The sequence below is a fragment of the Vibrio sp. genome (assembly GCF_047973365.1).
Lineage (GTDB): Bacteria > Pseudomonadota > Gammaproteobacteria > Enterobacterales > Vibrionaceae > Vibrio.
On the sequence record NZ_JBKEBW010000022.1, the window covers coordinates 1 to 12,969 of the forward strand.

At 45.3% G+C, this 12,969-nt stretch carries 13 protein-coding genes and 1 pseudogene; 6 read left to right on the top strand and 8 right to left on the bottom strand.

Features of this window, described 5'->3' with window-relative positions; genetic code table 11:
- From ACK5MF_RS03480 to purF, 5 genes and pseudogenes are all read left to right on the top strand, one after another.
- A pseudogene (locus ACK5MF_RS03480) lies at positions 1 to 100 on the top strand (acetyl-CoA carboxylase carboxyl transferase subunit beta); the annotation flags it as partial.
- 44 nt (positions 101 to 144) lie between these two features.
- Positions 145 to 1,410, top strand: coding sequence for a bifunctional tetrahydrofolate synthase/dihydrofolate synthase (gene folC, locus ACK5MF_RS03485; protein ID WP_416919409.1), 1,266 nt, complete (start codon positions 145 to 147; stop codon positions 1,408 to 1,410).
- Positions 1,411 to 1,962 (top strand): SPOR domain-containing protein, encoded by a 552-nt coding sequence (locus ACK5MF_RS03490; protein ID WP_416919411.1) that lies wholly within the window; start codon positions 1,411 to 1,413, stop codon positions 1,960 to 1,962.
- Between the two features lie 62 nt (positions 1,963 to 2,024).
- On the top strand, positions 2,025 to 2,516 hold the full coding sequence (locus tag ACK5MF_RS03495; RefSeq protein WP_416919412.1) for a CvpA family protein: 492 nt from the start codon (positions 2,025 to 2,027) through the stop codon (positions 2,514 to 2,516).
- Between the two features lie 35 nt (positions 2,517 to 2,551).
- Positions 2,552 to 4,063, top strand: a complete 1,512-nt coding sequence (gene purF / locus ACK5MF_RS03500; protein ID WP_416919414.1) for an amidophosphoribosyltransferase — start codon at positions 2,552 to 2,554, stop codon at positions 4,061 to 4,063.
- A 129-nt stretch (positions 4,064 to 4,192) separates the two neighbouring features.
- Here purF and ACK5MF_RS03505 read toward each other — a convergent pair whose 3' ends face one another.
- Together ACK5MF_RS03505 and rnt are read right to left on the bottom strand one after the other, a co-directional pair.
- The gene (locus ACK5MF_RS03505) at positions 4,193 to 5,518 is read right to left on the bottom strand and encodes a Na+/H+ antiporter family protein (protein WP_416919416.1); all 1,326 of its coding nucleotides are present in this window, start codon (positions 5,516 to 5,518) and stop codon (positions 4,193 to 4,195) included.
- 29 nt (positions 5,519 to 5,547) lie between these two features.
- Positions 5,548 to 6,201: a ribonuclease T gene (gene rnt / locus ACK5MF_RS03510; protein WP_416919418.1), complete on the bottom strand. Its 654-nt coding sequence runs from the start codon at positions 6,199 to 6,201 to the stop codon at positions 5,548 to 5,550.
- A 258-nt stretch (positions 6,202 to 6,459) separates the two neighbouring features.
- On the opposite strand from rnt, the gene motY reads away from it, so the two are divergent.
- Entirely contained in the window at positions 6,460 to 7,344 is an 885-nt protein-coding gene (gene motY / locus ACK5MF_RS03515) for a flagellar protein MotY (RefSeq protein WP_416919419.1), read from the top strand.
- A gap of 69 nt (positions 7,345 to 7,413) precedes the next feature.
- On the opposite strand, the gene gloA is transcribed toward motY, so the two are convergent.
- The 6 genes from gloA to rsxC are packed head-to-tail and all read right to left on the bottom strand — an operon-like array spanning position 7,414 to position 12,965.
- A complete protein-coding gene (gene gloA / locus ACK5MF_RS03520; RefSeq protein WP_416919421.1) occupies positions 7,414 to 7,830 on the bottom strand; it encodes a lactoylglutathione lyase in 417 nt (138 codons plus the stop codon).
- Positions 7,831 to 7,839: 9 nt separating this feature from the next.
- Positions 7,840 to 8,481, bottom strand: a complete 642-nt coding sequence (gene nth / locus ACK5MF_RS03525; RefSeq protein ID WP_416919423.1) for an endonuclease III — start codon at positions 8,479 to 8,481, stop codon at positions 7,840 to 7,842.
- Positions 8,482 to 8,518: 37 nt separating this feature from the next.
- Complete coding sequence (locus ACK5MF_RS03530) at positions 8,519 to 9,220, bottom strand: electron transport complex subunit E (protein ID WP_416919425.1); 702 nt, start codon at positions 9,218 to 9,220, stop codon at positions 8,519 to 8,521.
- Positions 9,217 to 9,849: an electron transport complex subunit RsxG gene (gene rsxG / locus ACK5MF_RS03535; protein WP_416919427.1), complete on the bottom strand. Its 633-nt coding sequence runs from the start codon at positions 9,847 to 9,849 to the stop codon at positions 9,217 to 9,219. The genes ACK5MF_RS03530 and rsxG overlap by 4 nt, the downstream gene beginning before the upstream one ends.
- A gap of 9 nt (positions 9,850 to 9,858) precedes the next feature.
- Complete coding sequence (gene rsxD, locus ACK5MF_RS03540; RefSeq protein WP_416919429.1) at positions 9,859 to 10,905, bottom strand: electron transport complex subunit RsxD; 1,047 nt, start codon at positions 10,903 to 10,905, stop codon at positions 9,859 to 9,861.
- On the bottom strand, positions 10,905 to 12,965 hold the full coding sequence (gene rsxC, locus ACK5MF_RS03545) for an electron transport complex subunit RsxC (protein WP_416919430.1): 2,061 nt from the start codon (positions 12,963 to 12,965) through the stop codon (positions 10,905 to 10,907). Before rsxC ends, rsxD begins: the two co-directional genes overlap by 1 nt.
- Positions 12,966 to 12,969: the final 4 nt, after the last annotated feature.

Sequence of the window (12,969 nt, forward strand, 5' to 3'; positions counted from 1 at the left end):
GGCGAAGATGACCAACCAAAAATCTCCTCTGGTTGTTTCTGTGAACGATGCGCCACAAGAGGCTGCATATTCAGTACCAGAAGCGAACAAAAAAGGGTAAAGTAGGCGCTAACTAAACCAAAGAAAACAATGGTTCTACGTTAGATGAAACGAAACCTAATTCCTCAAGCCACATCCTCACTATCGATGTGGCTTGACTATTTAACTCATATTCACACATCTGCAATTGATTTAGGCTTAGATCGCGTTCAAGCGGTTGCCACTAAAGCCTCTCTTACTAAACCTGCTGCTACAGTGATCACTGTCGCCGGAACTAACGGTAAAGGTTCTACTTGTGCGTTAATGGAAAGCATCCTGTTAGATGCTGGCTACTCAGTCGGTGTATACAGTTCCCCACACCTTATTAGCTATAACGAACGCGTGCGTATTAACGGTGTTGATGTTAGCGATGAACAACACACGCAAGCTTTTGCTTTTGTTGACGAGCAGCGCGGCGACATTAGCTTAAGTCTGTTTGAATTTGGCACATTGGCTGCACTTCGTGTTTTTCAGACTGAAAAAGTCGATGTCGTACTGTTAGAGGTCGGTCTTGGTGGACGTTTGGATGCAACCAATGTGGTTGAGCATGACGTGTCTGTGATAACCAGTTTGGCGATCGACCATGTTGATTGGTTGGGTGACGATATTAATGTCATCGGTTTTGAGAAGGCCGGCATTTTCCGCGCGGGCAAACCGGCAATTTGTGGTCAGCCTAAGCCTCCATCAACGGTAGCTGCCCATGCGGACGACATTGGTGCTGAGTTCTATCAAGTTGGTATCCAGTTTGATTATGACAAAGTATCGGATTCCATGTGGCAATGGCGCAGCGGATCATTCGATCTTACCGATTTACCAATGCCAACACTTCCGCTGGCAAACGCAGCGACGGCGCTGATGGCTTTAGGCTGTTCAGGATTAGAGTTAAGCGACGTCAATATCGTCGAAGGTCTACGCAAAGCAAAACTGGCTGGTCGTATGCAACGTATATGCGATAAACCGGTTGTGATGCTTGATGTGGCACATAATCCTCATTCGGCTGAATATCTTGCGTCGCAAATTCGTAGTCAATTCCCTGAGCAAAATATACATATGGTGCTTGGGATGCTGCACGATAAAGACATTAAATCTACTATCGAAGTCTTAAAACCGGTTGTGAGTCACTGGTATCCGGCTTCTTTGTCAGGTCCTAGAGCCGCTGCTGCGAGCGAGTTGTGTCAGCATTTGGGGGAAGGGCAGGAGCAATATGCGAATCCTGTCAGTGCATTTGAAAGTGCGATGACAAGGGCCACCGGAGGTGATGTCATAATCGTTGCAGGTTCTTTCCACACAGTCGGTGAAGTGCTTGAGCACTGGAGAAATAAAGGAGCGTAAATGGCAAGTAAATTTCAAAGCCGTTTAGTGGGTACTATTATTTTGGTGGCGGTTGGCGTCATCGTTTTACCTGATGTTCTTGATGGTAAGAAAATGCACTATCAAGAAGAAATGACCAGCATTCCTATCAAGCCTGAGCTGAATAGTGATGTTGAAAAGTTTGAAGTCCTTGAGCCGGTGGAAGATGACGTTGCTTTGCCTGAATCTCCTGTATCCGCAACACAGCAGACAAGTCAAACTTCCAATTCGCCGACATCAGTTCAGAAGCCAATCGAAACTGTCGTCAAAGAAGTACCTGAGAAAAATGATTACCAAGATAGCGCGTGGATCATTCAGTTGATGGCTTTGAAGAATGCAGAAAATGCACAAAGTGTGGTGAGCGATCTGCAAAAACGCGGTTATCAAGCTCATAGCAAACAAGAAAACGGTTTTACGCGAGTGATCATCGGACCAGATGTCTCAAAAAGTAAGCTTGAGAGACAACTGCTGGAATTAGAGAAAGTTACCGGTTCAAAAGGTCAATTGCTTAAATTTAAACCACTAAACCCATAAGAAAACGTTTGCGTCGCGTTTTTTTCTGTTAAAATGCGCGCCAACTTAAGATGTAAGAACTCATGAATTGGTTAGATATTGTCATTTTAAGTGTGATCGGCTTGTCAGCTTTGATCAGTTTGATCCGTGGCTTTGCGAAAGAAGCCTTGTCATTAATTATCTGGTGTGGCGCATTTTTTATCGCTTCACAGTACTATGCAAAACTGGCGGTGTACTTTACCAATATTAAAGACGATATGTTCCGCAACGGCGCTGCCATTGCTGCATTGTTTGTAGCAACATTAGTGGTGGGGGCGATTGTGAACTATGTGATTTCGCAATTGGTGCAGAAAACAGGTTTATCTGGTACGGATAGAATCCTTGGCGTCGTATTTGGCGCATTGCGTGGGGTTCTTATCGTTGCAGCAGCGCTGTTTTTCGTTGATACCTTTACCACGTTATCAGATTCAGAGTGGTGGAAGAGTTCGCAATTAGTGCCGGAGTTTAGCCGTGTGATTGCGCCTCTGTTTGAACACATACAAGCAACATCAAGTTTTCTATCTGACGCGATATAACGCGTCAGTTACTGACGCAAATCGAGGATTAGGACATGTGTGGTATTGTTGGAATCGTGGGCACAACGCCTGTAAACCAGTCTATCTATGACGCTTTAACGGTATTGCAGCATCGTGGCCAAGATGCCGCTGGTATTTGTACCATAGAAAGTAATCGTTTTCGTCTGCGCAAGGCGAACGGTTTAGTAAAAGATGTCTTTGAAGCCAAACACATGCAGCGTCTTCAAGGTACTGTTGGTATTGGACACGTTCGCTACCCAACGGCTGGCAGCTCAAGTGCATCGGAAGCTCAACCTTTTTACGTAAACTCTCCGTTCGGTATTACGCTTGCTCACAACGGCAACCTGACCAATGCGAACGCGGTGCGTGACAAGTTGTTCGAAAAAGATCGTCGTCATATCAACACCACCTCAGATTCTGAAGTATTGCTAAACGTATTGGCGCATGAAATTGACACAGTAAGAGGCAATGTGACTTCTGAAGATGTCTTCCGCGCAGTGGCAAACGTACACCGCACTATTCGTGGCGCATACGCAGTGACTGCTATGATTATCGGTCACGGTATGATTGCTTTTCGCGACCCGCACGGTATTCGTCCACTTTGCCTTGGTAAGCGTGAAGCGAATGGTCGAACTGAATATATGGTCGCGTCAGAATCTGTGGCATTAGATGCCGTAGGTTTCGACTTTGTGCGTGATGTCGCACCGGGTGAAGCGATTTATGCAACGTTTGAAGGTGAGCTGTTCACTAAGCAGTGTGCAGACAGCCCGAGCCTAACGCCTTGTATTTTTGAGTTCGTTTACTTTGCTCGTCCTGATTCTTTCATCGATAAAATTTCGGTTTACAGCGCACGCGTTGAAATGGGTAAGCGTCTGGGCGAGCGTATTAAGAACGAATTCGCCGATCTGGACATTGATGTTGTGATTCCAATTCCAGAAACATCAAACGATATCGCACTACAAATCGCACAAGCAATTGATAAACCGTACCGCCAAGGCTTTGTGAAGAACCGTTATGTTGGCCGTACGTTTATTATGCCGGGTCAACAGCAACGTAAGAAATCAGTGCGTCGCAAACTCAACGCAATCCGATCTGAGTTTAAAGATAAGAATGTGCTGCTTGTTGATGACTCAATCGTGCGTGGAACGACTTCTGAGCAGATTATCGAAATGGCTCGTGATTCGGGTGCAGCGAAAGTTTACATGGTGTCAGCGGCACCTGAGATTCGTTTCCCTAACGTCTATGGTATCGACATGCCAACGGCAAATGAGCTGATTGCTCACGGTCGTGATAACGCTGATATCTGTAAACAAATTGGAGCGGATGCGCTTATCTTCCAAACTCTCGAAGATTTAGAAGATGCAGTACGCGCTGGTAACCCTGATATCGCGCAGTTTGAAGCGTCAGTATTTAACGGTGAGTACGTGACAGGCGATATTGATCAGCAATACTTAGACTACTTGGAGTCGATGCGCGGTGATGATGTTAAAGCACAGCGTGAAATTCAGGATCTAGCAAGCCTCGAATTGTACAACGAAGGTGCTTAATCACTTTTACCAAGCATTTTGACGTTGATAGTCAGTGAATAGCAAAAAAGCTTCTCGAGGGAAGCTTTTTTAATGTCTTACGTTTTATCAACCCCATAATTTCAATATGCGGGGTTGAAAGCTAATGGGTTAAAGCACCATAGCCGCAATCCAACCAAATACAACTAACGGCAAGTTGTAGTGAAGAAAAGTCGGTACAACGGTTTCCCAAATGTGTTCGTGTTGACCATCAGCGTTCAAACCAGATGTCGGACCTAGCGTTGAGTCAGAAGCCGGTGAGCCAGCATCACCTAATGCAGCTGCTGTTCCAACGAGTGCTACGGTTGCCATCGGAGAAAAACCAAAAGCGATACACAAAGGTACATAGATGGTGGCGATAATTGGAATGGTTGAGAACGAAGAACCGATACCCATAGTTACCAGCAAACCTACCACAAGCATTAGCAATGCAGCTAAAGGTTTATTGTCACCGATACTGGTTGATAACGCGCTCACTAATGATTCAACGCCCCCGGTGCCTTTCATTACAGCGGCAAAGCCTGCTGCAGAAATCATGATAAAGCCGATCATTGCCATCATATGAACACCTTTGGTGAACACATCATGAGTTTCTTTCCAAGCGATAACACCGCCGAAAGTAAACACCATAAATCCAGCTAATGCTCCAATGATCATTGAACCTGTCGCAAGCTGAACCGCTAATGCAACCACAATACCGACAGCGGCAATGCCAACGTGTTTCTTATCGATTTCGTTCGCTTGATGCTGAACAACCGTCAGCTCAGTCTCTTGATATTCACGAGGCTTACGGTAACTGAAAAATACCGCAATAAGTAAACCGACGATCATGCCAATCGCTGGTAGCAACATTGCCATAGGAACTTGGCCTGCAGTGATATTGTTCAAGCCGTTCTCGTGCAGGTTCTTAAGCAGGATATTGTTTAAGAAAATACCGCCAAAACCAACCGGTAGCACCATATAAGGAGTGATCAAACCAAAGGTAAGTACACAGGCAACTAAACGACGATCAAGTTTAAGCTTGGCAAACACGCCGAGTAGCGGCGGAATCAAAATTGGGATGAAGGCGATATGCACTGGAATAACGTTTTGCGAAGAAATCGCCATTAGCAGCAAAGCAACCAAAACGGCGTATTTTAAACCAGTGGTTGCCGCTCCATGTTCTTTACCATGAAGACGCTTAATCACACTTTGCGCCAGCAAATCAGTGATACCAGATTTAGAGATGGCAACAGCAAACGTGCCGAGCATTGCGTAGCTAAGTGCGATAGTTGCACCGCCACCCAAGCCGCTTTCGAAAGCCGCTACGGTATCATTTAAGCTCATACCTGCCACTAAACCACCAACGATAGCGCTGAAGGTTAGGGCAACTACAACGTTTACGCGCATCAGAGCAAGCAGCAGCATGACGCAAACGGAAATGACTACAGGATTCATATTATTCTCATTTCAAGTTGTGTTTGGTTTTAGTTGTTTTCTTTTTCGTCGGCAAGTGGCCAACCGCCAAGGGCTTTCCATTTGTTGACGATGCCACAGAATAGCTCTGCGGTTTTCTGAGTATCGTAAAGCGCTGAATGTGCTTCACGATTATCAAATTCCATTCCGGCCGCTTTGCATGCCTTAGCCAGCACCGTTTGACCATAGGCAAGACCGCTTAGCGTTGCAGTATCAAACGTTGCGAAAGGGTGAAAAGGTACTCGTTTTAGTTTGTTTCGTTCGCTTGCCGCCATGACAAAACTGTGGTCAAAATTGGCGTTATGCGCGACGATAATCGCACGGCTGCAATCTGTGGCTTTTTGCTCTTTACGAACAAGTTTGTAGATCTCTTTTAATGCATGGTCTTCAGAAACCGCGCCACGCAGAGGACTAAAGGGGTCATAGATACCCGTGAATTCAAGAGCGGCCTTTTCTAGATTGGCGCCTTCAAAAGGCTCAACATGAAAATGAATGGTAGAAGCTGGGTGTAAATCGCCGTTTTCGTCCATACGCAAAGTCACTGCGCAAATTTCCAATAGGGCATCGGTTTGAGCGTTGAATCCTGCTGTTTCTACATCGATAACGACAGGAAAATAACCACGGAAACGCTCTTTTAATGTCTTTGCTTGTTTTAAATCAGTCATGCTGGCTCTAGTGATTGCGACAAGGGCGGCATTATTGCATGTTATGACGGCAAGAAAAACCTGAGCACTCTATTTAGAGACAATTAATTGATTCAAGATTTAGCTATATCAGATAAAGTGGTCTTCATCGTCTGAAAATAATTTTGCGTTGTGGCTTTTGAGTTAATCTGGCGGGATTTTTGCATTAACTATGTCAGGTTGAAGTTAGTGGCAATGATTCGCCACGATGACACGCAGTATTAAGAGAAAAAAGTCCTTATGAATAAATGGCTTGTTACAAGTTTAGCTACTGCCACTCTATTGGCGCCTGTTGCCGCATCGGCACTAGAGAAGCGTTATGTGGCAACGCCACAACAGTCTAAATGGCAGATGGTGATGAATACACCGCTTGAGTGTCGGCTTGTACATCCTATTCCAAATTATGGTGATGCAGAATTTTCCGCTCGAGCCAGTAAAAAACTGAATTTGGATTTTGAGCTGAAAATGCGTCGCCCTATGGGCGAAACACGTAATGTTAGCTTAGTTTCTATGCCGCCAGCATGGCGACCTGGGGAAAGTGCTGATCGCATTACTAACATTCAATTCTTCAAACAGTTTGATGGCTATATTGGTGGTCAGTCTGCGTGGACATTGTTGAGTGAGCTGGAAAAAGGCCGTTATCCGACGTTCAGCTATCAAGATTGGCAGAGCCGTGATCAACGTATTGAAGTCGCTCTTTCATCCGTGCTGTTTCAATCTCAATACAACGTCTTTAGTGACTGTATTGCCAATCTGCTGCCCTACAATTTCGAAGATATCTCGTTCACGATTCTGCATTACGACCGTGGCAATAGTGTTGATTTGAATAAGGCTTCACAGAAGCGTCTAGCGCAGATTGCAGAGTACATTCGCTACAATCCTGATATTGACTTGGTATTAGTTTCTGCTTATACGGATTCAAGTGATAGCAAAAATGAAAGTCAAAGTTTGTCTGAAAAGCGTGCAGAGAGACTACGCAATTATTTTCAGTCACTGGGTTTATCGGAAGACAGAATTCAGGTGCAGGGGTTTGGTAAGCGCCGTCCGATCGCCGATAACGAATCGCCGATTGGCAAAGATAAAAACCGTCGTGTCGTGATTTCGCTAGGTCGTACTCAGGTTTAGTTTCTAAATATAGATAAACAAAAACACCGCTCAGGCGGTGTTTTTGTGATCACTAGCGTAAAAGAATAATTAACCTTCTAGCGCAGCGCTTGCTTGACGGTTTTGGATAAGCTCGATCATGTAACCATCGGGATCTTTAACGAATGCAATGTGCGTTGTTCCACCTTTCACAGGACCAGGCTCACGAGTCACGTTGCCACCAACCGCTTTAATTGCGTCACAAGTCGCGTAGATATCGTCAACGCCAATAGCGATGTGACCGAAGCCTTTACCTAGGTCGTACTCTGCTACTCCCCAGTTATAGGTTAATTCAATCACAGCACCTTGTGATTCATCTCCGTAACCAACGAACGCAAGAGTGTATTTGTATTCAGGATTTTCGCTTTTACGTAGTAATTCCATACCCATAACTTTGGTGTAGAACTCGATAGATTTGTCTAAATCACCGACGCGTAGCATGGTATGTAGAACACGGTTGTTTGACATTTTGGGCTCCTAGTTTTCAGGGTAAATTTTATCTTTATATTCACAAAGGTCTTCAATTAGGCAACTGCCACAGCGAGGCTTACGTGCGATGCAAGTGTATCTGCCATGTAAAATTAGCCAGTGGTGGACATCTAATTTAAATTCTGCCGGAACAACTTTAAGTAGTTTTTGTTCGACATCGTCGACCGTTTTCCCTATGGCAAATTTGGTTCGGTTAGCGACTCGGTAAATATGGGTATCTACAGCGATGGTTGGCCAACCGAATGCGGTATTTAATACCACGTTTGCCGTCTTACGACCGACTCCGGGTAGCGCTTCGAGTGCTTCTCGGTTTTCTGGCACTTCGCTGTTGTGTTTATCAAGCAAAATCCGGCAAGTTTTGATAACGTTTTCTGCTTTCGAGTTAAAAAGACCGATAGTTTTTATATACTCTTTGACGCCCTCAACCCCCAAATCAAAGATGGCTTGAGGGGTGTTCGCCACGGCATATAATTTGTCAGTCGCTTTGTTAACACTGACATCAGTCGCTTGAGCCGACAATAAAACGGCGATCAGCAGTTCAAAAGGTGAGTTCCAGTTGAGCTCGGTTTCTGGTTTCGGGTTGTTTTCTCTCAGTCGCTCGAGGATCTGTATTCTTTTATCTTTGTTCATTGCTCTGCGCTGTTTCCACGGTTTTTAGTTTTTATTTTTAAGACGATACGTTAGTCACTCGTGCACGTTCGATAGTTGGCTTTTCTGGTTTTGGTTGACGTGCTGCAAGGTGTTTGTCGATAACATTCTTGAGTGCAATAAGCAGACCCACACCAAAAAACGCGCCCGGTGGTAACAATGCAAGCAGGAAGCTGTTATCAAAATGGAAAATTTCAATTCGTAGTACTTTTGCCCAATGACCCAGTAGCAAATCCGCGCCATCAAATAAGGTGCCTTTACCAATAATTTCTCGCATTGAACCCAGCACAACCAGAACAGAAGTCATGCCTAGCCCCATCCACAAGCCATCTTGAGCTGAAGGTAACACGTCATTTTTAGAAGCAAAAGCTTCAGCACGACCAATAATGATGCAGTTGGTCACTATAAGCGGAATAAAGATACCTAACGATAAATACAATCCATACGCGTAGGCATTCATTAGCAACTGAACACAAGTAACTAAGGCGGCAATGATCATCACAAACACGGGAATACGTACTTCTTTTGGCACATAGTCACGCACTAAAGAAATGGTTACGTTTGAGCTGACAAGTACCAGCATGGTAGCAATGCCCAAACCCAGAGCGTTAGTCACGGTGGAAGAAACGGCAAGCAATGGGCACAAACCAAGCAACTGAACTAAAGCCGGGTTGTTCTCCCACATACCGTTTTTCATCAGTGCCTTATGTTCACTGTTCATTGTTTATCTCCGCAGTTATAGGTTTGCTTCGCTAATGTCTCACGATGATTATTTACGTAAGCCACGGCTTTTTTCACTGCTTTAACCACAGCGCGAGGGGTTATTGTTGCGCCAGTAAACTGGTCAAATTGACCGCCGTCTTTGCGAACTTTCCATTGCGCTTCACTGTCTGTTGTTACCGATTTACCTTTAAAGCTTAGTATCCAATCACTGATTCTTAGGTCAATTTTGTCGCCCAGTCCGGGAGTTTCATTATGTGCCAGAACTCGGGTTCCGGTTATCGTGCCATCATTTTTGATACCAACAATGACTTTAATGGCACCGTTGTAACCATCAGGTGCAATCGCTTCAACCGCAATTGCGCTTGGTTGGCCGTTTAATGTAGCCACATAGGCGGGCATATCATTGTCAGTGCCAAGCGCAGGGTCATTAAGCAAAATACACGATTGTGAAAGCTCGTTGTCATGCAGTTTTGCAGGAATGACTTGGTTCAAAACCGATAGCAATTGAATGTTTTCTTGCTTCTTAATCTGTGACTCGGTCAATTGGTGAGTCAACGCCACTACTCCTGTTGATAAACAAGCAAAAGCAGCAAGGATGAGACCGTTGTTTCTAATAGCGGTTAACATTTTTGCTCCTTAGTGCCCGTAAGTGCGGGGTTTGGTGTAGTAGTCGATCAGCGGTACACACATGTTAGCCAGCAGTACTGCAAACGCAACACCATCTGGAAAACCACCCCAACTGCGAATGATGAACACCATCGCACCGATGAATGCACCAAAGATTAAACGCCCTTTAACGGTCGTTGAAGCCGTAACCGGATCTGTCGCAATGAAAAATGCACCGAGCATAGTCGCGCCAGAGAATAGATGCACTAATGGTGATGCTGTTGTCCCCGGAGCAAGCAGTACTGCCAATGTGCTGATCACTACTAAGCTGGTTAGAAACGCAACTGGAATGTGCCAGTTAATCACTCTCAGTCTAAGAAGGACAATACCGCCAGCTAAGTAAGCAAGGTTTACCCATTCCCAACCGATGCCTGCTAAAGATCCAAACTGTGGCTGAGCCATGACTTCTGATAGCGTATGACCCGCCTTTAGCGACGTTTTTAACGAATCAAGTGGTGTTGCCATGGTCATACCGTCGATACCGGTTCGAATTTGCTGCAGAGACAATCCGTCAGAATCGAAACCAGTAAAGATAAGCGAAAGCGAATCACTGAACGAGATGCTATCTGGTGCCAACTGATGTGGTGCTATCCAACTTGTCATCTGCACAGGGAAGGAGATAAGCAAAACTACGTAGGCAACCATTGCAGGGTTAAACGGATTTTGACCGAGTCCACCGTATAGGTGCTTGGCAATCAAAATCGCGAACACGAGGCCAATAAACACAATCCACCAAGGTGACATTGGCGGAATCGCTACAGCCAATAGCCATGCGGTAACGATAGCGCTGTGATCTCTCAGTGCAAAATAGGCTGGGCGCTTACGTAATTTCATTACCGCTGCTTCAAATGTGAGCGCAACAAGGATAGCAAAGACCAATTGAATTAAGGTACCAAAACCGAAGAAATAGGTTTGAGCAAATAAGCCCGGCAGTGCGCATAACGCTACCCACTTCATCAAATCAGAAGTGCTGCGTTTGATATGTGTATGTGGGGAACTAGCTATAAAGAAAGACACTAGTTATTCTCCTCGGTATTTTTATTTTGTTGCTCCGCTTTGCGAGCTTTAGCGCGGGCGATGGCTGCAGCGACTGCGGCTTTTTTCGCATCGTCAGACGTTTCGGTTTTAGCCTGATTTTCTTCTTGCGTAGGAGCAGATTCTTGCTGCGCTTTGCGAGCTTTTGCACGGGCGATAGCTGCGGCAACCGCTGCTTTTTTCGCATCGTCAGACGTTTCGGTTTTAGCCTGATTTTCTTCTTCAGCAGACGTGGATTCTTGCTGGGCTTTGCGAGCTTTTGCACGAGCAATAGCTTCAGCAACCGCGGCTTTTTTGTCGTTAGCCGGAGATACCATCACGTCTGTTTGTGATTCTTTCTCGAGTTTACGTTCACGAGCCTGACGTTTGCGCTCTTCACGCAGCTTGATCATCTCAGCGTTGTCAGGTTCAGCTGCGCCAGTTTTTGCCGCTTCTGCTTGTTTTGCTTTCGCTTTGGCAATGGCTGCGGCTACCGCAGGTTTCACTGCTGAATCTGTAGTTGCTGATGGTTGTTTCTGTGCTTTCACTCGTGCAATGGCTGCTGCAATCGCGTTTTCACCATCGCTGGTGGTCATCTCCTGACGGCGAGTTTCTGCTGCTGCTTTAAAGCGATTTTCTCGTTCCGCTTTATCACGTTCCATACGTTCTTTTTTCTCTTCGAATCGAAGTCGAGCACGTTCAGCGGCATCTGATTCAATCTTACGAGTACGGATTTCTGCTTTTGCCTGGCGATAGTACTGAACCAGTGGAATTTCACTTGGGCAGACGTATGCACACGCGCCGCATTCAATACAGTCTTTTAAATGCAGTTCTTCACACTTGTCGAATTCTTCTGCTTTTGCATGCCATTGCAGTTGCTGTGGGAGAAGTGATGCCGGGCATACTTCCGCACATTGACCACAGCGAATACACGGCATTTCATAGGATTGAGGTACAATTTCTTGGCGAGTTGGAGCAAGAATACAGTTGGATGTCTTGGTGATTGGCACATTAGCATGTGGTAGGGTAAAGCCCATCATAGGCCCCCCCATAATCAAACGCGGCAGTTTTTTATCCGCTTGATAACCAAACTCATCAAGCAGAGCCTGAACGGGTGTGCCCAACAATGTCCAGACGTTTTTGGGCTTTTTAAAACTGTTGCCTGTCAGTGTCACAACGCGACGAATTAAAGGTTCACCATCGATCACTGCCCGTTTAATGGCTTGAATAGAACCGACGTTTTGCACCATTAAACCGATATCAGCAGGGATTTTGCCATTAGGTACTTCAAGATTGGTCAGAATCTTAATCAGTTGCTTTTCACCACCTGACGGGTATTTGGTTGGAATAACGCGAATGACAATATCTTTGTTTAACGATGCATGTTGCAGAGCTTGAATCGCTTTCGGCTTGTTATCTTCAATACCAATAATGGTCAGCTTTGGTTTTAGAATGTGCTCGACAATGCTGATGCCTTGAATGATTTCTTGAGCGTTTTCTCTCATCAGAACATCGTCAGCGGTGATGTACGGTTCACACTCTGCAGCATTAATAATCAGAATATCGGTGCGTGATAAGCCCGACTGGATTTTCTTTGCCGTTGGGAAGCCTGCGCCACCCATACCTGAAATCCCTGATTGACGAATAATCTCAATCAGCGCATCTGGTGAGCATTGTGTGAAGTCTTCAACACCTTGTTTTTCAATCCAGCTGTCCTGACCGTCAGATTCAATCACGATGCAAAGTTCCGCCAGACCTGAAGGATGTGCGGTTGTTCTTGGTTCTATGGCTTTAATTACACCGGAAGTTGGTGCATGTACCGGCAACATGAATGTTGACGTGTATTGGGTTAAAGCCTGACCTTTTTTGACCGTGTCACCAATATTAACCAGCAGATCGCCCGGTTTACCGATATGTTGTTTAACGGGTAATACAATTTCACTTGGAATGCTGGCTTGAGCTATCGCTGATTGATTCGACTGTTGTTTGTTTTCTGCTGGGTGAATGCCGCCCGGAAATGACCACAGGCTACCCGTTCTAATTTGTTCGATTAATGACAACATATGA